Here is a 25,863-nt window from a genome sequence, read left to right on the forward strand (position 1 = left end):
TCCTAACATTAAAAATGTATGTAATATCCTAATTGTAACTGTGTATCTGAGTTACCGACTTTATTGCTACTTTGGTAACCGAGCTGTAATTTAAATAAATCATCACCAAGGACAGACCACCCGGCGCCACTGGAAACAGACACATCTATTGTATCGTTAAGTGTTTGATAGCCTGTACTTATGTCAAATAGCCAAGACGGGCTGGCACCCAAGTATGGGGGCGTTAATGAGCCTGTTGATGCAAATGAAGTACCTAGGGCAAAGCGCCTAAACGGCTCAATAACTATTCGTCTGGGTCTTCTGTCTGTATTAATCGCAGTATTTACTCGTTCAAAGTCTTGCCATTGCGCACTAAAGTAGGCGTTCCAAATAGGGCGATCTTTTAAAATACTGTATTGGTAGCGTGCGTTATACTCTTGTCCATTAACGAGTGTGCTGTTGTTGTCTCTACGCGTGAACGACATAGCAGCTGCTGATAGCTGCACGCTTTGTCTGTTATCAATATTATAATTTATATAAGCCGTGGCTTTATTAAGTTGCGCATAGCTGAGTAACACTTCAGATTGGCGGTTTTCGGCGTTGTAGTGCAAGTTTACGCCAACTTGAGTACGCGCATCCCACTGATAACGAGAATCTAAACTCAAGCCTTGTCGGCTAACAATATCGCCCTGATGCGTATCAACTTTTGCATTTAAAGCCCACCTGCCAAACGTCATGGTATTTTCTATTGCGAATAGCAGTCCGTTATTCCCAAGGTTTTGCTGATCGCTAAGGCTAAGTTTCCACTGGCCTTTTGCATAAGGGAAATACACATTTATGTCGTATTGCGTACTATTGAGCCCAGCTTGCGGTGATAGGTTTACTTCAAGTGCGCGAAAATAAGCTGTTCGCGTGTTTCTTAAAAAGCCTAGTTGAGCTTCGTTTGGTTCGTTAATTAGCTCTTCATACCAACGTTGCATAGTTGCATAAGGTTGATTTAGGTATAAAAGCGCGCTTAATTGATCGTTTTCGCTAAGCGTATTTGTGTCAACTAATTGTTTAATTTTAATAAATTCACCTTGGGTCATGTACAACTGGAGTGTTTGCCAAGGCTCAAGTTTTTGCGCCGCACGGCGCGATAACCACCAATTTGCTTGTGCTGTGCCTATGGTTTCAGGGGCTAACTCATCGAGTGTGTTTAGCTGCATTAAATGAGGCATAGCCATAGCGCCAGCCCAGCGAAACATAAGTCCTCGGTATGCGTATTTATCTTTCGGTAAATGCTGAAGAAGATAATGATTAAGCTCTGTGGCGTTAGCGTAATAGCCAAGTTGTCTCATTACATCGGCTAAATTTACTAATGTGGTTAAGTCACTGGGCTCAGCTATCGCTAGTTTTCGTAGGTAAAAATAAGCACTGTTATATGACTTTTCATAAATTGATAAACTCGCCAAAAGCTGACCCCACGCATACGTTGGGTTGTTGTCCGCATAGTTATTTAAAATACGTGAAATCATAATGCTGTCATGCATTTGCAGTGCTAACCAGCCTTGTGCAAGCACCACATCGGGGCTGTATTCGCTCAGTTTTGCGGCGCGGTTAAGTGTTGTATAAGCTGAATTCAAATCGCTTTGATTTTCATACCAGTTAGAAATAATTAACCAAGCAGGGTAGAGTGCCTTGTTGTAGCGTTGCTTGTTTAGTTCGTTGTGGATTCGTTCAACGGCGTTTGAATCGTTTATTTGCGTACTTAAGTTAGCAATGTCAATTAGCTGACTTTCGCTCAGTGAAGGTTGCTGCCACAAATACGTCAATAATTCATGTGGGTTGCCTTCAAATCTAAGTTGCTGGTACTGCAATAAATCGCCTGCGCCTAATTTACCCAGTGCTTTGAGTTGCTCAAGGGCATGAAGCTGTTCTTTTTTATTTTTTACCCTGAGCGCCATGTCAACGCGGGCACTCCAAAACTCGTCATCGGTACTTTGCTGCTTTTGCTTTAAAATAGTTAGTGCTGTGTTAAAGTCGTTTTTTAACCAAAACGCGCGAGCTAGCCACATTAAATCTTCTTCGTTTTTGGGACCCTGATAAATAGGCCGCAAATTACGTAAACCGTTTAAGTTGCCTGTGTCATGTAATACTTTTGCTTTCCAATATTGCGATAATACGCTTTTACCGTTTATGCTTTCAAAACGCTCTATGTGTCTGAGCTCTTGTTTGGCATCGCCAATAAATTCGTTAGTTTGCATCCATTTAGTAAAGCCATTGCCTTTTAGTTGCCTATTTTTAGCTTTATAAGCGTAAATGTCGTTAGCGTCTTGGTACAAGTATAAAGCCGTTGCATCGTTAATACTGTCTGTAAGCATTGATGCGGTAACAGCTTTATTTATCATTAACCATTTAAATTCTTTAAGTGCTTCTTTTGGCTTATTAAGCCAGCGCTTTACTTTCCAGTTAAGTAAATGAAGCTCTTTATCGTTAGGCTTTTGTTTTAGTAGTTTTGAAAGCAATATTTCAGCGCCATTAGCATCGCCATTAGCTAAGTGAAGCTGCATTGACTGTGTTAAGTATTTAATATTGTTAGGTTCTTCGCGCAGCAGTTTTGTAGCTGCAATAATTGCATCTTCTTTATTGCCTGCTAAGTCAGCGAGATAAAGTGTGCGCTTTATGTTTGATTGATCCCCATATTGCTTCCACCACGCATAAGCTTGCACCGCTTCGTTTGCCCCGAGAGCGGTTTCAATGGCTTTTTCAGCTATTGTTTCGCTCATGTTATTTTTGTAAAGCAGCAGCGCTTTTGCAGGCTCGCCTGCGGTTAGCCAATAATCAGCGGCAATTAACGGCTTTTTGTGTGTTTGATAATAATGTGCAAGCTTAACATTCAAACCGAGTGCCTTAGCGATGCTAAGAACGTCTTCGTTCCATGGTTTATAGGCACTAACCTTTAATGAAAGCTCTTCAAATCGATCATCTTCATTGGCACCACTTGCAAGCCATAATGAGTAAAGTAACTTTATTTCAAGTTCTGTTTTACGCCGACTTTTTGTTAGTCTTTCTAGCTCATTAGTTGCGTTTGAATATTCACTCAATGCAATATGCAGTTCAACTAATTTAGCGCGCAGTTTTTCATTGTTTGGGTCAGTATTAAGTGCAGCGTGTAAGTATGACTTTTCGAACGTATAGTCTTGTGAAAGTGCATCGTCTTCAAAAAATAAGGTGTGAGGAAATAGCGCATACAACGAAAAACAGCTAACAGCGAGTATTGTTAAAATTGTTTTTATAGAAACTAAATGAGGGCGCTTTTTGGTATTCATTGCTTAGCAACCCCTGTGCAGTTTAAATAACCAAAAAAATCACCTGCAGGCAGTTTAAAGTGGGTTATTTTTCCACGAGTGATACCTTTATACCTTTTTCCCATGTGAGATATAAATTGGCATGAGCGGGCATTCACTAAATCAAGTGTTGCAGGTATCCACGCTTTAAAACTAACAGCGCCATTTACTTGCCATGTATCTATTACTACATTGGCAGAGGCTAAATAAGGGGCATTATCTTTTTGGCTGTGGTCAAAACTAATACGCGAGATACCCTCAATAGTGTGTACGTAGTTGCCTTGTTGCGTTACTCCTAGCAGCCCATCGCTTTGTGATATGTTTGCAATATCAAAGTCGCTGGGTATGCGAAGGGTGCGAATGTTTTTTGAACTAAACAACCAGTCACCTTTACTATTTTTAGCTAAAGCAGAAAAGTAAAAGTCTTTCGCAATTTTTGCATAGTGGCTTAAGTACACCGGTGTATTAGGTCTTTGTAATACATAGTCAATATTATGCTTTAGGGCGTCAAGCCCTGCAGGAACTTCGCCAGAATAAAAATGATAGTAAATAGTATAGGGCTTTAACCTGTATGGCTTTTCGGTTATTTCAAAGGTTTCTGTTAGTCGCTTAAATCCGTAATACGGACCATGCCATAAATTAGTGTATACATTTTCGTTCAGTATTGGCGCGTAAATTTGATACAGTAAATCACCCTCAGGGCGCGCAATCGGCGATATATGTGAAAGGCTAGGGTTATCACTATTTACATCAGTATTGCCGCCATTTACGTTTAGTACACCAGCATTACGCGCTATTTTTAATGCGTCTGGACCGGGTGTAGCATCGCCCGACCACAACATAAGTACTGTTTTTTTTCCTTTAGGTACTAGCCTTTCGTTAATATAATTAATGGTGCCGGTAATTTCTTTTTCTAAGCTAATTGTGTCATAGCCAGGTACATCTAGGTGAAACCCATAGTCTGTATCTTCTTCGTCAATCTCTTTTCGGCCCGAAAGCGCGGTCCAAAAGTAAGGGTGGCTATAAGTATGCGAAGCCACTTCTACATAGGGAAGTTCAAAAATACTGCGCGCAATTTTTTCTAGTTTATTACTGTGTTTAGCATGAATTCCTCCAGGCTCAATATCAGCCTGAATAATGGAAGATGTTATGGGAAGTTTATAAGGTTTAATAATGTCATCGCGAATGACCTCTGCGGCATAAGGACTTCCTTCAAAGTGTGCAATGCTGGTAAAGCCATCACCATCTATATGCATAGTAAGCATTCGTCTGCCACTTTCGGTCGTTGTATCGGGTGCTAATATAGCGGGTAATCCCATTGCTTTTGTAAGCAGTGTAAGTGGGTCAACAACCCAGTTACTGCCTTCCATTGGTAGCGTATCAATTAGCCATGGGGCGACAATAACTGCACCATATTTGGTTTTGGCACTTTGTACAATTGTGCTGCCATCAGCTGCTGTTATATCAATAAGGGTGGTGGCTTCTGGCGCTAATTTTAATAAATAAGGTTTGGTAATGGCAGGCGAAGAACCTGACTCACCTTCTAACCATGGTGTTAAATAGTTAAGTTTATAAGGGCCAGGGGGGGAGCTGTTCAGCGTTTGCACGCCTAATGCTGCTAATAATTTAGCTGATTGTGGTAGCTCACCAACAATTAATTGAGGCACAACGCCTAAGTTGCTCTCAAGCCAGTTTATAACCGTCGCAGAGTAGAAGCCGGCCATGTTGGTCCACGAAATAATTCCAGCATGTAAACTTGGGTCAACTAATGGCAGATCTCGCTTGGCCATATCAATATAGTCAGGAATATAACCTAGATATTCAATAAGAGTAGCCAGCTTTAAGTGAACCGTAGAATAAATAAGAGGTTTTAAGTCACTATTGTACGGAATAAGCACACGCCTAGGTACGGGGCTAATAGCTGATGTTCCCCAGGTTTGTAAATGCCCATCGGTGACCCAAGCATTAAACCCTGAAGCAATAATTTTTTCAGCCATTACAAGACGTTTATCAGGTTTTGCATAATCAATAACTTGCACGTTAAAACCTAAACTTTGCGCTTTTTTAAGTTGGGCAGCTAACCATGCTTGATCGCTCTCAGTGGTAAATTTGTAGCTATTATCAAGCGGATTAAAATGGCTAAATAACCCCTCAGCGACTAAATCGGTTGCAAGGTTTTGTAGGCTAGGAAGTAACTCAAAGCCACGATTGAGCACTAATTGCTTGTTAAATACTAAAGAAAGATCTTTTATTATTGAAACTAATCCAGCCTGCTGCGCTGATTTATCGTAGCGTGCGTTGTCTAATAATTGATAGCTATCAAGGGTGTCTAAAAACAACCCACTAAAGCCACGTTTTTTTAACGTAACAGCCGAGCTATTTAATTGTTGTTGCCATTGTGTTGAAGTTAAATCGGAAATATAGCTATTCCAACTTGGGTTTGTGGTGAGTGAATAATCACTTTCATTATATGATTCGCCAATGCTTAAATAAGCATAAACTGAAATGTTACGTTCTTTAAACCAATTTAGTTCGTGCTCAGTCACTAACTCAGGTTGCACAACAACGCGCGAGTAAAAAGTCATTTCAGCTAGGGGCATTGGGGCTGAGTAGTAAAATGCGATGCTGTTATTAACGGGTTTTGCTAGTAACTGCGCTGATACTAAAAGCAAAAGCCATAAAATATATTTCATTAATGATTCGTTATATTAATTTTAAACTATTGCTCAAAGGAAGGCGTTCCGAGGCTATTCTAGTTATTTTGTATTAATTATTAAGTATTATTATATGTTAACAAAAATAAAAGGTCTATCATGTTGTTTTAAATTCATACTAACTTAACTTGTTATTTAGGCTGTCTTATTATTGCAAGTTTATGAATTTAAATAAATAAAACCGTTAATAAAGGCTTGGGTTTTAAACGGAATTTGTAAAGAAATGTAAATATTTATTGTCGGTTATGGATAAATTTAAAAGCCACTTCACTTATAAAATGGCTTTTATAAAGTTCATTGTTTTAAATAGTAATCATTACCTGATACAAATCATGTTTCTTCCTTCCGACTTAGCTCTATACAAAGCGCTATCGGCCGCACACATTAATGCTTCAGATGTTCTATATTGGTTATTGTATTCACACGCTAAGCCTTGGCTAACGCTAATTTTAACGTTGTCAGGTAGGCCTATTTCTCTAAAATTTAAATTTAAAATTCTATCTTGGATACGCTTTGCTATCATTTCAGCGTTCGAAATATGAGACCGTGGTAATATCACGGCAAACTCTTCTCCACCGTATCGGGCAACTAAGCTGTCTTTTGACGGTAGGCATTCTTCAATTGTTTTTGCTACTTTTTGTAAACACTTGTCACCTTTTACATGCCCAAAGTTATCGTTAAATAGTTTAAAATAATCAATATCAATCAATATAAAACTTAATGGCTGCTTGTTCATTAGGCATGTTTGCCAATCTTTGTGGATTGTTTTTTCTAGCGTGCCACGATTTGCAATACCCGTTAGGTGATCGAGCTTTGAAAGTGTTTCGAGTACTTTATACTTTTTTATATGTTTAGAAATGTCATGCATGATGCAAATAAATAAAGGAGTATTATTGGTTGTGGCTGGTGGAATGCACGAAACCGACAGTTCTACATCTAAAAAATTACCATTGGCTTTAATTATTTTTACTTCTTTGGGGCCATGATTAAGGGGCGTTTGATAATTGTTTTTCCAACTTTCAAACATGTATTCATAATCGTTACGGTATTGCTCTTGTAAAAAATGCTGCCACTTTTTACCAATTAGTATATCTGAAGGAACATTAAAAAATCGTGCAGCTACTGGGTTTACCGATTCAAACACACCGTGTGCATTTACAATAAAAATAGCATCGGCCATCACATTAGTAACATTAATAATCGCGCTTATTTTTTCATTGTTAACGGTATTAGAAATGCTGCTCATTAATGCAGATACAGCGTTGTCGGTGTTATTTGCTCTGCTATTTTCATTATTGTTAGACATGGTGTTGCTCATTTTTATTGTTAATGAATCTTGATGTCTAGCAGTTTATTCAATTTATGATTTTTAAACCTTTCGGTAACCTTCTGGTTTAACTTATTGATTTTTATTTGCTTGTTTTCTTTTTTAGGTGCTAATAGTTTGGCTTCTTAGTTTTCAGAGTAGTTGGGAAGGTGCCTAAAGTATCAAATGTTGCACAGGAATAAACCAGCCCTGTGCAATTTAGTAATTAAACGTTGTTAATTACTTTTCTTCTTTATTTTCAATTTGTGGATCGGCACTTTTATACGCTTTGCCATTGCACTCAACGTTAAATACTAAACAGGCAGTACCTGGGTTTTCATCGGTATCGATAATAGTAATTGTGCGGCCGTTATCGCTTACTTTAAAGCTAAAGTCTTGGGCGCAAGGCGTTTCTTTATCTACATCAGTAATAGTAGCGCCGGTGAATAAAAAGCCTTTAGCAAGTGTGGCTTCATCTAAACTATAAATGCCCGCGGTTTCGGTTCTTACAACTCCGCCGCCTGTCACTTCTTTACCATCTATAGAGTATGTAAAGTTAGCCTCGTCGTCACTGCCCAGTACAATGTTAACTGTAAAGTGAATTTGTTCTTGAGTGCTATTCATATTATTTCCTTTGTATTCATAGTTATAGTTTAAAGTCAGTAATACCAAGCTTTACTAGGCTTGCTTTTATTTTTGGGATTTCGTTAGCTCGGTTTAAGCAGGTGTAAGCCTGTACTAGCGGGTACGTAATGCGAACACTTTGATTTGTTTCTGCTGTTTTAGCAATGGCTTGAAGCGCATTTAAGCAAAATTGTTCTCGCTGCTTGCTGGTTGAAGTTAACTTAGCTTTAAGTAAATTTATTCGTGTGGGCGCTAAATTATCGCCACTTGCTATTAGATTGCCTCTATGCTGTTTATAGTTTTTATCACTTTCAAGTGCCGTCAATAACTCCTGTGCTTTAAGCGGTGACTGTTTATCAATAAAGTACTGTATAAGGCTCAATTGTGTATTAACAGTAAGGTTATTTATAAAGCCTTGATCTTTCATAAATTTGATAATTTTGGTAATTCGCTTATCAACTTTTTTATTAGGTGAAAGCACTAACTGGTGGGCCAAAAAACGATAATAAGAATGTTGAATTTCTTTACTTTTTGGATCTTGCAATCGTGCGCTATTAACTGTTTTTGTAGCTTGCTGTGCTTTTTTGTAGGCTAGCTTTTTATTAGATAAATAGCTTAATAGATAGCTTTGTTGAATATAAGTATAAGCTAAACTGCTTGCTAAACTTGCATCATCTGGGTATTCAATTAATAAACTTTTTAACTCATTAGAGGCATTTGCATACATGGTTAATGCTGCGTTAAAATCACCCAATCTTTCTTCTGTTTTAGCAAGCCAGCTGATAGTATCGGCTTTATCGCGTAATAGGTTTTTATTATTGGGTTTAAGCTCAAGCGCTTCATTTTTAAGGGCGAGCGACTCTGCAAAGCGCTGTTTAGCGCCAGTGTAGTTAAATCGCTGTAAATATAAAGACCCCAGCGAATTGTGTGAATATGATAACTCCATAATGGCATTAAAATCATTCGGTGCTAATGAATACATTTTTTTACTGTAGATATGATATTTTTTTAAGAAAGGCTCAGTGGCTGCGTAATCGCTTTTATCGTAATGAAGCTGGCCGAGCCAAAAAGCATTGACACCGGCAAGCGCTAGTAACTCTAAGTTGCTTGGCTGAATTTTTAATAATGCTTCAAGGCGAATGCGGGCGTTTTCAAAGGCGGTGAAGGCCTCAATGGTTTTCCCGCGGGAATAGGCCACTTCCCCCATGGCTTCCAGAGTTTGTGCGAACTGAAAGCGACTTTTAAACTCGGCTTGTTGACTGCTAAAGTTAAATAGCGAGCTTGGCTCCTCGACTTGATTGGTAAAATACTCAAGTGCTTTATTACTAATGCCATCAAGTAAGTCCATACGCTTTACGCTGCGTAATTTATCGGCAAAATCACCTACCATAAACCCTAGTAAGCTTTCGGCCTCATGGCGTTTCTGCTGTGCAAGTTGCTGCGCTTGGAAGCTGGTAACACTCATAAATAGGGCAACACAGGTAAGTAAACAAAGCAGAGCGACGGTGCCACGTTTCAGGGTGGCTTTTGTCTTACTATGCTTAAGAGAGCTGGTTATAAGGGCGTGTTCGTCATCGCCTAGTTCGAATGTGTTGTCGTTTAATAAGGTAACGGCCTCTTGCAGCGGTTTTCCTGTCGCAAGGAGGTAAGCATTACTTTTGCCTTCATCTATCCAATTTTGTGCTTGGTGTTGTAAACGGCTTTTTATTGCTAATGCATCTTTGTGATCGCTTATCCACTGTTTTGCGCGCGGCCATTGACGCAATAATGCTTCGTGCGCAAGGCTAAAACAGGCTTCGCCATTTTGTAAGTGCGATACAAATAAGCGGCTATCGACCATGGCTTGTACAAGTTCTATTTGGCTGGTGTTGGTTAACGCTTGCAAGCGGGCTGCGCGGCTAGTAATAGTTTTACCATCAGGGTTTAGCGTTATTAATTGTGATAACACGCTTTTTAGTTGCAGTTGTTGTTTGTTGCTAAGGCCAATAAATACATCTTCTGCCTTTTTGCCTATGGCGCCCTCAATACCGCCAAGTTTTTTATACACACTGTGTAACAACTCATTATTATCACTGCGCTGTAAATACAGCTCTTGCAGTGTGTATTGCAGCATGGGCAGTGCATCTGGATTATTGGCGGTATCGGCGCAAAGTATTTCATCAAGAGGTGTTTGGGTTTGCGGGTCATGTGAAAACGTTAAATTAGCGGTTAACGCTGGCAAGCGAATAATTTGTTGTAGTTCATGGCGATTTGGCGGGGTTAAATCGTAATGCGCGCCATGAGCCTTGCCCACCATAAGACTTGGTTGCTCAACCACTAAAGGGTAAAAATCGTTTCTGCACGCACTAAATACAATCACCGCTTTAGACGTTGCTAAGCGCTCAATAACTGATAAAAATTGGCTACGTGTTTCATCATCAAACAAAGGTGATGAAAGAAGTACTTCTAAGCGATCTATGAACAAAAATAATTGCGGTTTGTTAAGTGTTGGTACTGATTGATTTAGTGCATTAGTTAAAGTATGGATAACATTATTGGTGTTCTGCGTTAATTGCTGGGCAAGTGTTTCGGCACTCAAACCATCAAAGACAGGCAGGTTATTTATATCCCAATCAAGCATGGCTGACGCTAAATCTAAATAAAGCCGACTGTGGTCAATATCTGCGAAATCTAGTTGAGTATACGAAACCACACCAATCCCATTGTAGCCGCGTTTATCAAGCAATTTAGGCAAAATGCCCGCGTTCACTAAGGATGATTTACCTGTACCACTTGGGCCTAAAATTAAGCAAAAAGCGCGACCAAAATGCACTTGGCTAGCCACTCTTTCCAATAAAGTGGCAATAGCCTGATTTCGGCCAAAAAACAGGTGGTTATCGGTTGTATTATAAGCGCTTAATCCTAAGAAGGGCGATCCACCTTGCCAGCTTGTTACTTTGGGGGCTTCTTCACTTAAAGGAAAGTCTAACTTTGCAATAATACGGTAGCCACGTTTTCTTATTGTTTCTATGTATTGTGGTGCACTTGCTTTATCGCCAAGAGCTTTGCGCAACTGTGTAATTATTTTATGTAGCGGGTTATCGCCTACTTCAATATTTTTCCAACAGTGGTTAAGTAGTTCGTCACTGCTAACAAGCTCCCCTTTTTTTAAGCATAAATAGATTAAAACATCCATGGCTTTTGGTTCTAGCTGCTTGTTTTTACCAGCATGTTGAATGCTGTTTGATAGGGGGCTTACCTGCCAATCGCCTAAATAAAATGGGCTGAGGTTCATAGTGACTCATTATTGTTTTTGTGGTTCTAAAAATGTATCGGCTTTTTAAGCTGTAACTTAATAGTACAGAAAAAATAACAAACCAATATGACTTTTAGTCAGTGGTGTTGAGTTATTTTAACGCCAGCCCTTGGCTAGACCAGCGTTATATTTAAAGTTATGAGTCGTTTTTATTTATAGTAACAACACGTTGCGGGAAAGGTATTTCGATATTAGCGTCGTTAATGGCTTTGTATACACCGCCGTTTATAGCTAACTTTGTTTCTATAATTTTCGTAGTAGGTACCCAGTATCGGTAACTAATGGTAACGCCGCTATCGGCAAATTGCTCAATACCTATTTGCGATGTGGGGTTTTTAGCAACGCCTTCGTGTGCATTTAAAACACCTTCTATTAGGCTAATAGCGGTATTTGAACAGGCGCTATAGGCAATATCAATCTCACCTTTTACTAAAGAATAACTAAATGAGTTATGAATAATTTCACCCACAATGTGTTTGTTTGGGATTGTTATTTCAACTTTCTCTTCGTTGATGAGTATGGTGTAACCAAGCTCTATTGTTTTTACTTGCCCGCTGACGCCTTTTACTTCAATGGTGTCACTAACCACAAATGGGCGAGTGGCTATAATTGCAAGGCCAGCCCCGTAGTTTGATAGCATGCCTTGTAGTGCTAAGCCCGCGCCCAAAGAGGCAGCACCAATGGCGGCAACAAATGGCGTTACACTAATGCCTATTTTGCCGAGCACAATAACAATTACCATCACAATAAGCAGTACTTTTACAACGCTGCTGACAAAGTTTGTTAGTGTTATGTCTATATTGTGGCGTGTCATTATGTTGGCGACTATTTTAGATAGCTTTTGTGCTACCCACAGGCCTACCAACAATATAAAAACAGCTCCTACAATTTGCATGCTGTAGGTAACTAAATACTCAGTGAGCATGGTGTAATATTTTTCAAATTGTTCGATTTCAGAACTGATCATTATGGGCTTTTAGCTCGTGTAATTAAATTTTTGTAAACTATAGCAAACTGTTTACTAAAAAAGGATAGAGAAGTGGGACTATTATGGCAGTTAATAACGCACTGAGTGCCATAGCGACCGATGAAAATGCGCCTACTTTAGCGTGTTCAGCAAGCGCCGCTGCTGTACCAATAGCGTGACAGGCCGTACCCATTGCAACACCTTGGGATTCATGACTGCCTATTTTTACCAGTCTAAACAGCATGAAACCAAATAATGCCCCTAGTAAGCCAATAAAAATAACCATAGCGGCGGCTAAAGAGCTGATCCCTCCCAGTGAATCCGTAACAATTAACGAAATAGGCGTGGTAACGCTAAGCGCTGCTACTGAGGCACTAAGCTCTGAAGGGACCTTAAAAAATACACTTAATAAAAAAGCCACAAAGGTGGCATTTACTATACCTAAACTGCAAGTGCCTAATATGAGTAATAGATTTTTACGAACATGAATAAATTGCTGATATAAAGGCAGTGCTAAAGCCACTATGGCGGGTTCTAAAAGCCAGCTTAGCAGTTGGCTATGATGGGCAAATTCAGAATAAGGTAGGTTAAAGTTAATCAATAGCAAAGCAATAACGGCAATACTTAAAAAAACAGGGTTTGTAATTGACCTTAAAGCACTGTTTTCCATGCGTGTATTAAACGCCCTAAGCAGTAAAAACAAAGCAATAATGATAGGCACACACAACCACCAAAGGTCAGGTTTTAATTCAGTCATTGTTTTTTCTACTTTTGAAAAAAACCATTACTGAGCTAACTAACAATAATGTACTTGCTGGCACAATAAAAATAACAGACATTAAAAAAGGCCAGTTAGATTTTATAAGGTTTAGATGTTCAATAAAGCCAACGCCAGCGGGAATAAAAAAAATAGGCATCACATTTAAAATTGGAGAGGCGCAGGGTTTTAAATGTTCCTCTTTTACTATACCTGCTAGCAGTAACACTAATAAAATAACCATAGCGAGTAAAGGGGCAGGGAAGCTGCCTCCTGTAAAATGCATAATAAGTTTAGCACAGGCTAAACACAGCAAAATGATTGCGCTACTTAACAGGTATTTCATCATTATTACTCAATTTTATAGAGGGCTTTTAGTTTAACAACCAATAACAATGTGTACATTGTCCCTTAGTATTAACGTCGTTTTAGTATTAACGCCGATTTAATTACCACCGCTTAGCGTTGTTGTATTCTATATCGGATTTACCCTTTGCTTTTGCGATGGCTTTTTTTGTATTTGGGTTTGTTAGTAAACGAATTTGACTCCAAGTTTCTTTTGCGAGTATTTTTCGTTGCTGTGACTGATAGCTTAATTGAGTAATACGCTTAATAGCAGCTAGGGTATCGGGTGAGCGCTCAAGTAATGTACTTAGCAGTGTTTGGGTAGCAAGTTCTGTGTTGTTTGTTAGCTGTGTGACGAGCCCTAGCTCGTTTGCTTGCTCTGCGGTTATAGGGGTTGCATGGCTTGCAAGAAAAAGTGCTTGGTCGCGTTTAACAAGTCCGCCCATCATTACATTTGCCCCCATGTCAGGGCAAAGCCCCCAGCGAGCTTCCATGATGGCTAGCTTGGCGTCATTGTGTACAATTCTGTAATCTGCTCCTAACGCTATTTGTAACCCCCCCCCTAAGCAGTTGCCATTGATTTGTGCAATAACAGGTACGCTTAACGATTGCCACCCTAGTACAACTTTTTGCGCTAAGTTTTGGTTGCCGGGTAACCATTTAAACAGTAATTTTATTATATTTACAGGTGAGGCCATAACCGCGGTAATATCAAGCCCTGAACAAAAATGTTCGCCATCACCTTTTATAATTACTGCACGAATAGTACGATCCTTTTTTATGTTTTTAATCGTGTTATTTAACGACACAAACATGGCAAAGTTTAATGCGTTTTGTTTGTCGGCACGACTCAAGGTAACCGTTGCAATACCGTCTTGTTTTTCTAGTTTTATCATTATCAACTCCTCTGACCTGTTGTTTGAGCTTATGCGGTTACAAAAGGGAAGTAAAGTGATGTGGTTTTTAAAATAGATTGAATTTATTTGCAAATGGGCAGTCTGAATTACTTGGTTTTATTTTGATAATACATAAAGTGTGGTTTGAGGTTAAAAAAGTCAGGTTTTTAAACGCTTTTTTATCAAATAGGTAATCAGATTTGATAACATAGCGCCAATTATTAAGGTTAAGGTTACGCAGATATGTCGGGTCCACGTTTATTCACAATCGAAGAAGCAACACATCAAGCTTATGATATTTTTTTAGAGTTAGCACCGAGTAACTTAAGTGATGATGACATTGAAAACTTTAATGAGTACCGAGAAGATCTTGGCTTTATTGAAGAAGATGAACCGGACGATCAGTGGCAAGATTTTGTTGCGCTTGAAATTGAGCCAGAACACTTTATCCAAGTGCTAGTGGGTTTAGAGTTTGATAATGAAGATGTACTATTTGCAAAAATTTTAATTAGCCGTGATAAAGACGCCCCGTTTTGCCATATTTTATGGAAAGAAAGTGAATAAGCCCTGCTGTTTGTTTATTTTTGATTAAGTGGCGAGATAGAATTTTGCGTAAGTATTTATTTTTAATTTTTATTTTAATTAGTGGCTCTTGCTGGGCTGTTGATCCATTTGAAGATTTTCATGAGTATGGGCAGCTTTCTGACGAAGAAATTCATGATTTACACAAAGGCGAAATGCTTTACGGCGATACTGAGTTTGGGTTTATTTTGTCTCGGGGTAATATCAATTCAACCAGCTTTAAGCTCAAAGGTAACCTTTACCAAGATTTTGAAAAGTGGCGAAACCAATTCAAAATTGACTCCCTTTATAAGCGCGACGAAAATGACGACACTGGAGACAGCGACGTAACTGCAAACCGTGTGTTTGTATCTGCACAAGGTAACTACAAAGTAGGCGTTAAAAATTCATCGTTTTTTATTTATGGCGATTACGAGGAAGATCAGTTTAGTGGCCTTAAATTTAAAAGCACCATTGCAACAGGGTATGGTGCGCGTGTTTATCAGGGCACCAAGAACAAAGTAGATATTGATATCGGGCCTGGTTTGTACCGTTCGGTAGCAGATGAAGACTCAACGGTAAGTGAAAGCGAAGAAAATAAAACCGGTTACTTACTTCGTGTTGCTATGCAATGGGAGCGACTGGTTTCAAAACGAACACGTTTTAATCAAGATGTGAGTATAGAGCAGTCATTGTCAGGGTTAAATTCACGATTAAAATCTGAAACTGCGCTGATTAGCCAGGTTATAGGGGCGGTGTCTCTTAAGTTTGCTTATATGTATCGTTATAATTCAAAACCAGAAGATGATAAACTTAAGTTTGATTCTGAGCTCAGTGCTACTTTGGTGTATAGCTTTTAAGTATTTTATTTAATTAGAGAATAATATGTATCAGCATAAACAGTATGCGGTGTTTATCTTTTTTGTTTTGACCTGGATTGGTGGCTTTGTTGCTTTAGCGTGGAATTTAATTGGGGCAGATTGGCCGTTAATTATTTTTGCAGGTGTATTGGTACTGGTGGGCTTTTTGTTTCATGGCTTAACAGTTAAAGTAAACGATAAAACAATTAGCTGGGGATTTGGCCCTGGTGTGGCAGGCCAGCAAATTACGCTTAGCGATATTTCTGAGGCGAAAGCAGTTCAAAACTCTTACAGGCATGGTATTGGTATTCGCATAACTCACGATGGGTGGGTTTATACTGTGTCTGGATTTAGTGCTGTTCAGCTAACGCTTAACGATGGCACCTTGTATAGAGTGGGTACAAACGACCAACAAGGGTTACTAGACGCACTTAAAAAACAGAACGTACCAGTGGCACAGCCTAAAAAGCAACAAAGTGACCCCAAGGTGGTTAAACGTAATAATATGATATAAAAAAAGCGCCTTAGGCGCTTTTTTTATAAGAGGTTTTATTAGTGGTCGTGACCACAACCACCTTCGCCATGCACATGGCCATGGGTAAGCTCATCAGCTGTTGCATCTCTTACTTCAAGTATTTCAACATCGAAGTTTAGTGTAATACCTGCAAGCGGGTTATTGCCATCAACAATGACCTCTTCATCTTGGATATCAATAATCATTACTGATTGGTCGCCATCATCTGTTGATGCACGAAATTGCATACCCACTTCAATTTCCATTCCATCGAACATCGACTTTGGTACAGCTTGCATTAGGTTGTCATGGCGTTCACCGTAACCATCTTCAGGTTCTACTTTTACGCTTAGCGTGTCACCAGGTTGCTTACCTAGTAGTGCGTTTTCAAGGCCTGAAATTAGATAACCAGTACCCACAATAAAATGTAGCGGCTCACCACCGAACGAGTTATCAATGCTGTTACCATCATTATCCATCACTGAATAATGCATTTTTACCACTTTGTTTGCCGCAACGGTCATAGTCATTCCTATTTATTCATCGTCTAAAGAGTAGGGCAGAGGCAGAATGTTTAGCTCTACCTGAGGCGCGTGTTTTGCACGAAGTACTTGCGTTGTCTCAGTATCGTTTGGCAACACAACAAGGCCAGTTAAGATCTTTGTTTTTTCATCAAAGCTTTGCGCAATAAGCTTACCAGCACGACGCCAGTTTTCACCCAGTTGTACTTCAAGTTCGGGTTCGTCCAGCATACTTTCACTTTGGCCTGATACGATGTACATGGCTCGCTTATTTTTACCAAGGTATTTCATACGGGCTACAGTTTCTTGCCCTGTATAGCAGCCTTTTTTAAAGCTGATTCCACCAATGGCTTGTAAGTTAACCATTTGCGGCACATATTCACCAATTGCATCACTGTTAAGTTGTGGCTCGCCAGCTAAAATTGCTGCTTGTTGCCATGGGGTATCATTATCCAGCGTAGAAACAGTGTCAGGTACTGCAAACTGGTTATCGACCATAAGCAGAACTCGGTTATTAGCCAGTTTTAATGCCTTACCGCTTGCAAAATCGCATGCTGAAGTGCTTTCGTTAAAGGTAATATTTAGCTCATCTAATGTAGCGGATAAGTCATCACCAATAAGACCAATGAGGCGCTTTGAAGAGGCGCTTATGTCTACTTTTGCAAATACAGCGTATTTTTTTAGCTCAACTAATGATTGCTCTACCTCGGCACTGCTGCCAGATAAGTAATAACTGTCTTGGTGAGAAAAGAGCTTAAATACACCCCAAAGTTTTCCTTTGGCACTACAATGACCGGTCCATAAAAAATTGCTGGTGGTTAATTTATTTAGATCTTGAGTAATTTGCCCGTGCAGATAAGATAATTTATCAGCACCCGTAAGGCTAATAAGTTGGTGAGATAACGGACATGCGTAAACGCTAGACATAAAAACCTTCTTTGCAATACAAATGAAGTGACATAATAACGCAGTTGTTACGTATGGTACAGACAAGCACCCGCAGGGGGGTATTTATTTTATAGTTGATTAATAGCTGCTAAACCGGCTTGTGTTTGTTAAACTCGAGTCAATTCAGTATGAGGTTTAAAATGGTTGAAATTCATAGTAAAGCACGTATTCGTTGGGCTTGTCGTCGTGGCATGTTAGAGCTAGATGTTTTGTTTATGCCGTTTGTAGAAGAAGCATACGATTCTTTAAATGCAGAGCAACAAGCTATATTTCAGCGCTTGTTAACACAAGAAGACCCTGATTTATTTGCATGGTTTATGGGGCATGAAAAATGTAAAGACGAGCAACTAAATAGCATGGTTCAACTTATATTAAACAGAGTTCGTGTATAGGTTCACAGTAAAAAATAATAAAGCAGACCACAAACCCATTGTGGTCTTTTTTTGTGTGCTTACATTAATAATGTGCTTATTTTTAAGTTCTGTCCTGTCTATTATAATTTGTGTTATTGCCAATCTAATCGCTGGGGTTTTAGTAGGGCGTAAAATAACTGTATGCCAACCGCTCATGGGCGTGATTATTTTGGAGCCCAACTTGTTTAGATTCGAAAATCACGCTTATAAAGTAGAAGGGCAAATAAGTACCAAAAGCAGAGTGTTCACGGGCAGTGTGTGGCTATTCATAAAAGGATTTAGTAACAACCATTGGCTTATTATTTCAGCCAATGGTGTTGATAAGCAAAGCTATGCCCGATTAAAACGAGCTGTTTTGAGCGCTGTTAATGGCGCTCAGGAGTCAAAATAGTGGGAGTTGGGTTTTCGTTTTGATCAGGGTAATCAATTGTGTAATGAAGCCCTCTACTTTCTTTTCTTTGCATGGCACTTCTAATTATTAACTCTGCCACTTGTACTAAATTACGTAGTTCTAGCAAGTTGTTACTTACTCTAAAGTTAGCATAATAATCGTGTATTTCTTGTTGCAGCAGCTCAACGCGATGCAATGCGCGCTCTAAGCGTTTAGTTGAACGAACAATACCAACATAATCCCACATAAACAGACGTAGCTCATGCCAATTATGAGTGATGACAATTTCTTCGTCAGAGTTAGTTACGCGGCTTTCATCCCATTGTGGCAAGGTCATTGGCTCTGGCGCATGTTCAATTTTGCTTAAAATATCTTTTGCTGCGGCGTGGGCAAACACTATGCATTCTAACAATGAGTTGCTTGCCATTCGGTTTGCACCGTGTAAACCGGTGTAGGCAACTTCACCCACGGCATAAAGATTATCTAAATCTGTTTTACCGTTGAAGTCGGTCATTACACCACCGCAAGTATAGTGTGCGGCAGGGACAACCGGAATCGCTTCTTTTGTAATATCTAACCCAACACTTAAGCATTTTGCATAAATGGTAGGGAAGTGCTCAATAATAAACTCTTTATCTTTGTGGCTAATATCTAAATAAACACAATTTGCACCTAAGCGTTTCATTTCAAAATCAATTGCACGAGCCACTATGTCACGAGGAGCTAACTCTTCGCGCTCGTCAAAGTCTTTCATAAAGCGGGTGCCGTCGGGGCGTTTTAAATAAGCGCCTTCACCGCGCATTGCTTCGGTAATTAAAAAGTTTTGTAATTCTGGATGATATAAGCTGGTGGGGTGAAATTGGTTAAACTCCATATTAGCCACTTTACAGCCAGCTCGCCAAGCCATCGCAATACCGTCACCGCTCGATACATCAGGGTTAGATGTATATAAGTACACCTTACTAGCTCCACCGGTGGCAAGCGCTACAAATTTAGCTGATATAGTTTCGACTTTTTTAGCTTTTTTGTTCCACACATACATACCCTCTACGTGTGTACCTGTTCGGCCTGTATTTTTATCAGTGATTAAATCAATTGCATTATATTGCTCAAGTAGGGTGATATTTTTATGTAATTTTACTTGGCTTATTAACGTTGTTTGAACGGCTTTACCTGTAGCATCGGCGGCATGTAAAATTCGACGATGGCTATGTCCGCCTTCTCGCGTTAAGTGAAAACGTTCTTTGCCTTTGCTGTCAAACTCCATGTCAAAAGGCACGCCTTGGTCAATTAGCCATTGTAGGCAATCGTGTGCATTACTTGCTGTATAATGAACTGCTTTACGGTCACATAGGCCGCCGCCAGCATCGAGGGTATCTTCAACATGCGATTCAATACTGTCATTTTGTTTATCAAATACTGCGGCTATGCCACCTTGTGCATAAAGTGTAGAGCCTTCGGTAAGCGCACCTTTACTAATAACGGTCACGTTACAATAATTAGCTAAAGATAAGGCAAGAGATAAGCCAGCCGCGCCGCTTCCGATAATAGCGACATCTGCGATGTGATGTTTATTTTGGTTCATGTCAGGGGTACTTTGCGGTTACAATGCTTAAATAAAGCAGTATTTGTTTTTAATATCCGTAGTTGTATCATATTTGCCATACCACTACGTAGTGATTTTAATGGCTTAGCGCCGTTATTTATGAACTATTTTATATAAAAATAATATTAAGCAGAACTTTTTATTCATGTCGGGGTCAGAGTATTTGTGAACAATGGCGATAATATGAATAACAAGCAAAAATCAGACATAGGAGTACCGGCTCGAATGAGCGAGCAGGAATTGGATTTAGTGCTAGTAAGAAGAGTGCAGCAGGGCGATAAAAATGCCTTCAATCTATTAGTAAAGAAGTATCAAAACAAGATTGCAGGTTTGATCTCTCGTTATGTATCAAACCAAGGTGATATTGCTGATGTAGCGCAAGAGGCTTTTATAAAAGCTTACCGTGCACTTCCCAACTTTAGAGGCGATAGCGCTTTCTATACTTGGTTATACCGTATTGCCGTTAATTGTGCTAAAAATTATCTAGTTGCACAGGGGCGTAAGCCGCCAGCCAATGATATTGACGCCGAAGAAGCTGAATTTTATGATTGTGGTGACTCCATGCGTTCAAACGCATCACCTGAGAACCTTTTATTAAGTGAAGAGGTTCGCGCTGTAATTTTTAATACAATTGATAGTTTGCCTGAAGACCTTAAAACCGCAATAACTCTCAGAGAAATTGAGGGTATGAGCTATGAGGAAATAGCTGTGGTAATGGATTGCCCTGTAGGTACAGTACGTTCGCGTATATTTCGTGCCCGTGAAGCAATTGATAACAAATTAAACCCATTAATAGGCGAGTCTTAGTATGACAAAAGCACACCTTAACAAGTTAGATAACGAATCGTTATCTGCATTACTTGATGGCGAGCAGCACCTAGCTGATGCAAAAATTGCAGAGCAAGATGTTTCTACGTTTGGTCGTTATGCGTTAATTGGTGATGCAATGCGTGCTCAAAAAAATAACCACGACATCCATATTGATATTAGCGAACGCGTTGCATTAGCACTAGAAAGCGAGCCTGTTTACGCTGACTTTACTCAGTCAAAAGGACAATCTCAAGTAGCTGATAAAAAAGAACAAAATAACGTAGTGTCATTTAACTGGCGTAAACCTGTTGCGCAGCTTGCAATAGCTGCAAGCGTGGCAATGTTTGCGATTGTGGGAGTGAGTACTTTGCCGCAAAGTGATCCACAGCAAAATGAAATTCCATTACTTCAAACCACACCGTTAACAGGCATGGCGTCACCAGTGAGCTACTCATCAGCGCCAGCCCTTGAAAACGCAGAGCAAGGTTTGCGTGATTTACAACAACAACGCATTGGTGCGTTAGTGTTAGAGCATCAGCGTCAAGCACGTGTTGCTAACTCTCTTCAAACAGCGCAAAATGAAACAAAAGCGCAAGAGGAAAAAAACTAATTAAATGAAAGTAATTACTTTTGTTCTGTCGTTGGTACTAAGCTTTACTGCCGTTGCCAACGACACAAACCCTGCCAAAACGCTATTATTAGAAATGGCCAATGCTGTCCATAATCGTAACTTTGACGCCTCATTTGTTGTTGTTAAAGGTAAATCAATGGAACCCTACCGATGGGTGCACGCCAAACAAGGTGAAACCGAGCTCGAACACTTAAGTTTGCTCAATGGCGCTGGCCTTGAAATGATTAGAGTTAACGACCAGGTAACTTATTTTGAGCCACAGTCTGAGCCTTACTCGCTTAAAACAGATTCAATTGCAGGCCCTATCCCTGAAGTTCTTTTTAAAGATATACAGCAATTAAGTGAACACTATGATTTTGTATTAGGCGGAAAAGGCCGTATTGCAGGTAGGGCAGCGCAGTTAGTGCGCATAGAGTCAAAAGACGAGCACAAGTATAACTACTGGATTTGGCTTGATATGGAGTCTGCGCTGCTATTAAAAGCTGCGTATGTTAACCATCAGGGTGAAGCACTTGAACAGCTTCAGTTAACCCATATTAGTGTGACTGAGCAACCAGCACCAATGCTACTTGAAGTATTAAATCGAAACTTCCCTACACCACTACCTGAAAACGAATTGGAAGGAGTTGATAGTTCTTCAACTAATTGGGAGATAAGCTGGTTACCAGCTGGTTTTGAATTACTTAAGTCTGACAGGCATAAACTCGATTTAAACAATGAGTTAACGGATTACTACCTTTATTCAGATGGGTTTGTTGAGATATCTGTGTTTATTCAGCGACCACTACCAGGCAAGCGCTTAAGTGGTGCACTCACCTCTGGCGCCACTACGGTTTATGTGCATAATGGCGGTAATTTTGATGTATCGGTTGTTGGTAATGTGCCAAGTTTAACCGCTAAGGCTATAGCCGAATCTGTTACGCGCGCATTATAAACGATTCGCAAGGATTGTTATGATTGAACAAACTCTTACTGTTGTGGCCCTTAGTGGCCACACAGCGCATTTAGAAGCCGAGCAAAAGCAAGCTTGCGCTGGCTGCAACGGTCGTTGTGGCTCTCAGGTATTTAGTAAATTATTTGGTACTGCAAAAAAAACACTTCCTTATAAATTTGAGTCTCCTGTCGAAATAGGGCAGAAGGTCACTTTATCCCTTGATGATAGCCATATGGTAAAACATGCGTTTGCTGTTTATATGTTGCCGCTGTTTTTAAGTCTTATTTTTGCACTTGTAACGTCTGAGTTATTAATAATGGGCGAAGGTTGGCAAATACTAGCAGCTGTTTTGGGGGGGCTTTTGGGGTTTTATATTGCTAAAACACGGGTTAAATCGCTGAAACACGATATAAAAGTAGTAAAAATTCATCCAATTAGTATCCCTTTAACTCAAATAGATGGTGATTGACGCCAATTAAATGTAAAATTGGCGCTTTATACCCAAGTAACTTGGAAATACAGGAAGTCGTGATTTAAAGCAGTGTAATAAAAGTTAACCAGAGCAGTTGTTGTGTTATCAGTTATTGATTGTTTGTATCATTTTTCGTCATTATGTATGTTGTTAAATTAATTAACAAAAACATGCTAAAGCAAGTATTTGCAAGTCACTTAGGTATCCATATTTAGTCCTTTAATTAAGAAGTATTGAACTCAGTTTATGAAGCATATCCGTAATTTTTCGATAATCGCCCATATTGACCACGGTAAATCGACCCTTTCAGATCGTTTGATTCAAGTTTGTGGCGGTTTAACCGACCGTGAAATGCAAAAACAAGTTTTAGATTCAATGGATATTGAGCGCGAACGTGGTATTACCATTAAAGCGCAAAGTGTAACGTTGAACTACAAAGCAAATGACGGCGAAACATACCAACTTAATTTCATTGATACACCAGGACACGTTGACTTTACCTATGAAGTATCGCGTTCTTTAGCTGCATGTGAAGGCGCATTATTAGTTGTTGATGCAGGACAAGGCGTTGAAGCGCAAACTTTAGCAAACTGTTACACCGCGATAGAAATGGACTTGGAAGTAATTCCAGTATTAAACAAAATTGATTTACCGCAAGCAGATCCACTGCGTGTTGCTGAAGAAATTGAAGAAATTATTGGTATTGATGCCCTAGACGCTGTTCAGTGTAGTGCTAAAACCGGGGTTGGTATTGCCGAAGTGCTCGAAATGATCGTTAAGGACATTCCGCCACCAGTCGGCGAAAAAGACGAGCCTCTTCAAGCGCTAATTATTGATTCATGGTTTGACCCATACCAAGGTGTTGTATCGCTTGTGCGCATTAAGCACGGTGAGCTACGTACGGGCGACAAAATTAAAATCATGTCTAACGAGCACATTCATACAGCCGATCAAGTGGGTATATTTACACCTAAGCAAACCAATACAGGGATTTTACGTACCGGTGAAGTAGGCTTTGTTATTGCGGGCATTAAAGAAATTCACGGTGCACCAGTTGGTGATACGATTACGCATCAAAGAAACGCAGCGCCACAGCGTTTACCTGGCTTTCAAAAAATTAAACCGCAAGTTTATGCAGGTATGTTCCCAATAGCGTCTGACGAGTATGAATCATTCCGCGATGCCCTTAACAAGCTAAGCTTGAACGATGCGTCGTTATTCTTTGAGCCAGAAAACTCAACGGCACTTGGCTTTGGTTTTCGTTGTGGCTTTTTGGGTATGCTCCATATGGAAATTATTCAAGAGCGTTTAGAGCGTGAATACGATATTGACTTGATTACAACTGCTCCAACGGTAATTTACGAAATCGTAACAAAAGACGAGCGCACTTTCCAAATCGATAATCCGTCTGATTTACCTGCAGTTAATGACATTGTAGAAATTCGTGAGCCGATTGTTGAGGCAAATATATTAGTGCCGCAAGAATACTTAGGTAATGTCATTACTCTATGTATAGAAAAGCGCGGTAGTCAAACTAAAATGACTTATCATGGTAAGCAAGTTGCAGTAACGTATGAGTTACCAATGGCTGAAGTGGTAATGGATTTCTTTGATAAGCTTAAATCTACTAGCCGTGGTTTTGCATCACTTGATTATAACTTTAAGCACTTTCAAACATCAGACATGGTTCGCGTTGACATTTTAATTAATGGTGAACGTGTTGATGCGCTAGCAATTATTGCACACAGAGACAGTGCGCAATCACGTGGTCGTCAGCTTGCTGATGCGCTTAAAGAGCTTATTCCACGTCAAATGTTTGATATCGCAATTCAAGCCGCGATTGGTCAGCATGTTATTGCGCGTACAACTGTAAAACAACTACGTAAAAACGTAATTGCTAAATGTTACGGTGGTGATGTGAGTCGTAAGAAAAAGCTACTCAAAAAACAAAAAGATGGTAAAAAACGCATGAAACAAGTAGGTAATGTTGAAGTACCTCAAGAGGCGTTTTTAGCTATTCTGAAAGTTGGCAAATAACAACAAAGGATTATAAATGGCTGGTTACTTTTCAATTTTATTGGTGCTGTTAACCTTAGGCTCAGGCTTAATATGGTTAATAGACCACTTACTGTATGCACCAAAAAGGCAAGAGCGTTTAGCGTTAGCGCAAACGTCTGCTGGCGCTAAGTTAGATGATGAAACAGCAGCATTAATTGCACCAGAGCCAGTATTAACTGAAACTGCAAAATCGATTTTTCCGATGATTGCTGCTATTACTATTTTCAGATCGTTTATATTTGAACCTTTTCAAATTCCGTCAGGTTCGATGATGCCAACACTATTGGTGGGCGATTTTATTTTAGTACAAAAGTATTCATACGGTATAAAAGACCCTGTTTGGCGCACTCAATTAGTTGAGATGGACGAGCCTGAACGTGGTGATATTGTTGTTTTTAAGTTTCCTGGTAATGAAACAATTGACTACATTAAAAGAACAATAGGGCTACCTGGCGATAAGGTTGTATACCGCGATAAACACCTATACATTCAGCCAAAGTGTGCTGAGGGTGAAGTAAGCCGCAGTAACTTACAATGTGGTGAGTACAACAAGATTGACATGGAAGTGAAAAACCGAGGCGAATTTATGCTAAAAGGCATGGAATCGGTTCGAATAAATGAGTCGCTTACAGAAGATGGTCACGATATTTTAATTTACCCTGAGGTTCCAGAGAAAAAAGGTCGCTACTTCAGACAAGCTGGTACTCGCACCGATGAGTGGGTTGTACCCGCAGACCACTATTTTATGATGGGTGACAACCGAGATAATAGTGAAGATGGTCGATTTTGGGGATTTGTACCAAAAGAAAACTTGGTGGGGAAAGCTGTCTTTATATGGATGAGTTTTGAATTTGAGAATGGCCCTGATGATGTTTTACCAGGATGGGTTCCAACTGGTGTTCGCTTTGAACGCCTAGGTAATATTCAGTAAC

General features: G+C 39.7%; 23 protein-coding genes. 11 read left to right on the plus strand and 12 right to left on the minus strand.

From position 1 onward, the window contains the following. Window positions 1-8: 8 nt before the first annotated feature. The 9 genes from AC27I2_RS02475 to AC27I2_RS02515 all read right to left on the minus strand — a co-directional run bounded on the left by AC27I2_RS02475 (window position 9) and on the right by AC27I2_RS02515 (window position 14,212). Window positions 9-3,290 (minus strand): tetratricopeptide repeat protein, encoded by a 3,282-nt coding sequence (locus tag AC27I2_RS02475; protein WP_487203427.1) that lies wholly within the window; start codon window positions 3,288-3,290, stop codon window positions 9-11. Beyond that, on the minus strand, window positions 3,287-6,001 hold the full coding sequence (locus tag AC27I2_RS02480; RefSeq protein WP_487203428.1) for a bifunctional glycoside hydrolase/polysaccharide deacetylase family protein: 2,715 nt from the start codon (window positions 5,999-6,001) through the stop codon (window positions 3,287-3,289). The genes AC27I2_RS02475 and AC27I2_RS02480 overlap by 4 nt, the downstream gene beginning before the upstream one ends. Window positions 6,002-6,338: 337 nt before the next feature. Continuing rightward, a complete protein-coding gene (locus AC27I2_RS02485; protein ID WP_487203429.1) occupies window positions 6,339-7,328 on the minus strand; it encodes a GGDEF domain-containing protein in 990 nt (329 codons plus the stop codon). A 240-nt stretch (window positions 7,329-7,568) separates the two neighbouring features. Further along, a complete protein-coding gene (locus AC27I2_RS02490) occupies window positions 7,569-7,952 on the minus strand; it encodes a DP-EP family protein (protein ID WP_058403002.1) in 384 nt (127 codons plus the stop codon). Window positions 7,953-7,974: 22 nt separating this feature from the next. Continuing rightward, window positions 7,975-11,226: an nSTAND1 domain-containing NTPase gene (locus tag AC27I2_RS02495; RefSeq protein WP_487203430.1), complete on the minus strand. Its 3,252-nt coding sequence runs from the start codon at window positions 11,224-11,226 to the stop codon at window positions 7,975-7,977. A gap of 157 nt (window positions 11,227-11,383) precedes the next feature. Beyond that, window positions 11,384-12,214 carry a mechanosensitive ion channel family protein gene (locus tag AC27I2_RS02500; protein ID WP_487203431.1) on the minus strand — a complete coding sequence of 277 codons (831 nt, stop codon included), beginning with the start codon at window positions 12,212-12,214 and terminating at the stop codon, window positions 11,384-11,386. A gap of 37 nt (window positions 12,215-12,251) precedes the next feature. After that, the gene (locus AC27I2_RS02505; protein WP_058402999.1) at window positions 12,252-12,971 is read right to left on the minus strand and encodes an LrgB family protein; all 720 of its coding nucleotides are present in this window, start codon (window positions 12,969-12,971) and stop codon (window positions 12,252-12,254) included. After that, window positions 12,964-13,317 (minus strand): CidA/LrgA family protein, encoded by a 354-nt coding sequence (locus AC27I2_RS02510; protein ID WP_058402998.1) that lies wholly within the window; start codon window positions 13,315-13,317, stop codon window positions 12,964-12,966. Before AC27I2_RS02510 ends, AC27I2_RS02505 begins: the two co-directional genes overlap by 8 nt. Before the next feature lie 103 nt (window positions 13,318-13,420). Further along, window positions 13,421-14,212, minus strand: coding sequence for a crotonase/enoyl-CoA hydratase family protein (locus AC27I2_RS02515; RefSeq protein WP_058402997.1), 792 nt, complete (start codon window positions 14,210-14,212; stop codon window positions 13,421-13,423). Between the two features lie 243 nt (window positions 14,213-14,455). On the opposite strand from AC27I2_RS02515, the gene AC27I2_RS02520 reads away from it, so the two are divergent. From AC27I2_RS02520 to AC27I2_RS02530, 3 genes are read left to right on the plus strand one after another with little or no spacing between them, the layout of a single operon-like run. After that, window positions 14,456-14,776 carry an HI1450 family dsDNA-mimic protein gene (locus AC27I2_RS02520; RefSeq protein WP_058402996.1) on the plus strand — a complete coding sequence of 107 codons (321 nt, stop codon included), beginning with the start codon at window positions 14,456-14,458 and terminating at the stop codon, window positions 14,774-14,776. 44 nt (window positions 14,777-14,820) lie between these two features. After that, the gene (locus AC27I2_RS02525) at window positions 14,821-15,633 is read left to right on the plus strand and encodes a DUF481 domain-containing protein (RefSeq protein WP_058403321.1); all 813 of its coding nucleotides are present in this window, start codon (window positions 14,821-14,823) and stop codon (window positions 15,631-15,633) included. A 25-nt stretch (window positions 15,634-15,658) separates the two neighbouring features. Next, on the plus strand, window positions 15,659-16,147 hold the full coding sequence (locus tag AC27I2_RS02530) for a hypothetical protein (RefSeq protein WP_058550905.1): 489 nt from the start codon (window positions 15,659-15,661) through the stop codon (window positions 16,145-16,147). A 38-nt stretch (window positions 16,148-16,185) separates the two neighbouring features. Here the strand turns inward: AC27I2_RS02530 and AC27I2_RS02535 are convergent, their stop codons facing one another. Next, window positions 16,186-16,671: an FKBP-type peptidyl-prolyl cis-trans isomerase gene (locus AC27I2_RS02535; RefSeq protein ID WP_058402994.1), complete on the minus strand. Its 486-nt coding sequence runs from the start codon at window positions 16,669-16,671 to the stop codon at window positions 16,186-16,188. Between the two features lie 12 nt (window positions 16,672-16,683). Next, on the minus strand, window positions 16,684-17,595 hold the full coding sequence (gene ygfZ / locus AC27I2_RS02540; RefSeq protein WP_058550906.1) for a tRNA-modifying protein YgfZ: 912 nt from the start codon (window positions 17,593-17,595) through the stop codon (window positions 16,684-16,686). Window positions 17,596-17,756: 161 nt separating this feature from the next. Here ygfZ and AC27I2_RS02545 point away from each other — a divergent pair, with 161 nt between their 5' ends. After that, window positions 17,757-18,008: an FAD assembly factor SdhE gene (locus AC27I2_RS02545; protein ID WP_006794140.1), complete on the plus strand. Its 252-nt coding sequence runs from the start codon at window positions 17,757-17,759 to the stop codon at window positions 18,006-18,008. Window positions 18,009-18,063: 55 nt separating this feature from the next. Next, complete coding sequence (locus tag AC27I2_RS02550) at window positions 18,064-18,420, plus strand: hypothetical protein (protein WP_058403320.1); 357 nt, start codon at window positions 18,064-18,066, stop codon at window positions 18,418-18,420. Here AC27I2_RS02550 and nadB read toward each other — a convergent pair. Then, window positions 18,395-20,005 carry an L-aspartate oxidase gene (nadB, locus tag AC27I2_RS02555; RefSeq protein ID WP_058402992.1) on the minus strand — a complete coding sequence of 537 codons (1,611 nt, stop codon included), beginning with the start codon at window positions 20,003-20,005 and terminating at the stop codon, window positions 18,395-18,397. The genes AC27I2_RS02550 and nadB overlap by 26 nt on opposite strands. A gap of 246 nt (window positions 20,006-20,251) precedes the next feature. Between nadB and rpoE the strand changes: the two genes are divergently transcribed. The 6 genes from rpoE to lepB all read left to right on the plus strand — a co-directional run bounded on the left by rpoE (window position 20,252) and on the right by lepB (window position 25,862). Beyond that, entirely contained in the window at window positions 20,252-20,833 is a 582-nt protein-coding gene (gene rpoE / locus AC27I2_RS02560) for an RNA polymerase sigma factor RpoE (protein ID WP_006794143.1), read from the plus strand. 1 nt (window position 20,834) lies between these two features. Then, window positions 20,835-21,446 carry a sigma-E factor negative regulatory protein gene (locus AC27I2_RS02565; protein WP_058402991.1) on the plus strand — a complete coding sequence of 204 codons (612 nt, stop codon included), beginning with the start codon at window positions 20,835-20,837 and terminating at the stop codon, window positions 21,444-21,446. A 4-nt stretch (window positions 21,447-21,450) separates the two neighbouring features. Then, window positions 21,451-22,401, plus strand: coding sequence for a MucB/RseB C-terminal domain-containing protein (locus AC27I2_RS02570; RefSeq protein WP_058402990.1), 951 nt, complete (start codon window positions 21,451-21,453; stop codon window positions 22,399-22,401). A 19-nt stretch (window positions 22,402-22,420) separates the two neighbouring features. Continuing rightward, complete coding sequence (locus tag AC27I2_RS02575) at window positions 22,421-22,870, plus strand: SoxR reducing system RseC family protein (RefSeq protein WP_138528820.1); 450 nt, start codon at window positions 22,421-22,423, stop codon at window positions 22,868-22,870. 249 nt (window positions 22,871-23,119) lie between these two features. Next, on the plus strand, window positions 23,120-24,910 hold the full coding sequence (gene lepA, locus AC27I2_RS02580) for a translation elongation factor 4 (protein ID WP_138528818.1): 1,791 nt from the start codon (window positions 23,120-23,122) through the stop codon (window positions 24,908-24,910). A gap of 16 nt (window positions 24,911-24,926) precedes the next feature. Further along, window positions 24,927-25,862 carry a signal peptidase I gene (lepB, locus tag AC27I2_RS02585; protein ID WP_487203432.1) on the plus strand — a complete coding sequence of 312 codons (936 nt, stop codon included), beginning with the start codon at window positions 24,927-24,929 and terminating at the stop codon, window positions 25,860-25,862. The last annotated feature ends 1 nt before the right edge of the window (window position 25,863 follow it).

Source organism: Pseudoalteromonas sp. NH0006-46, assembly GCF_057547735.1.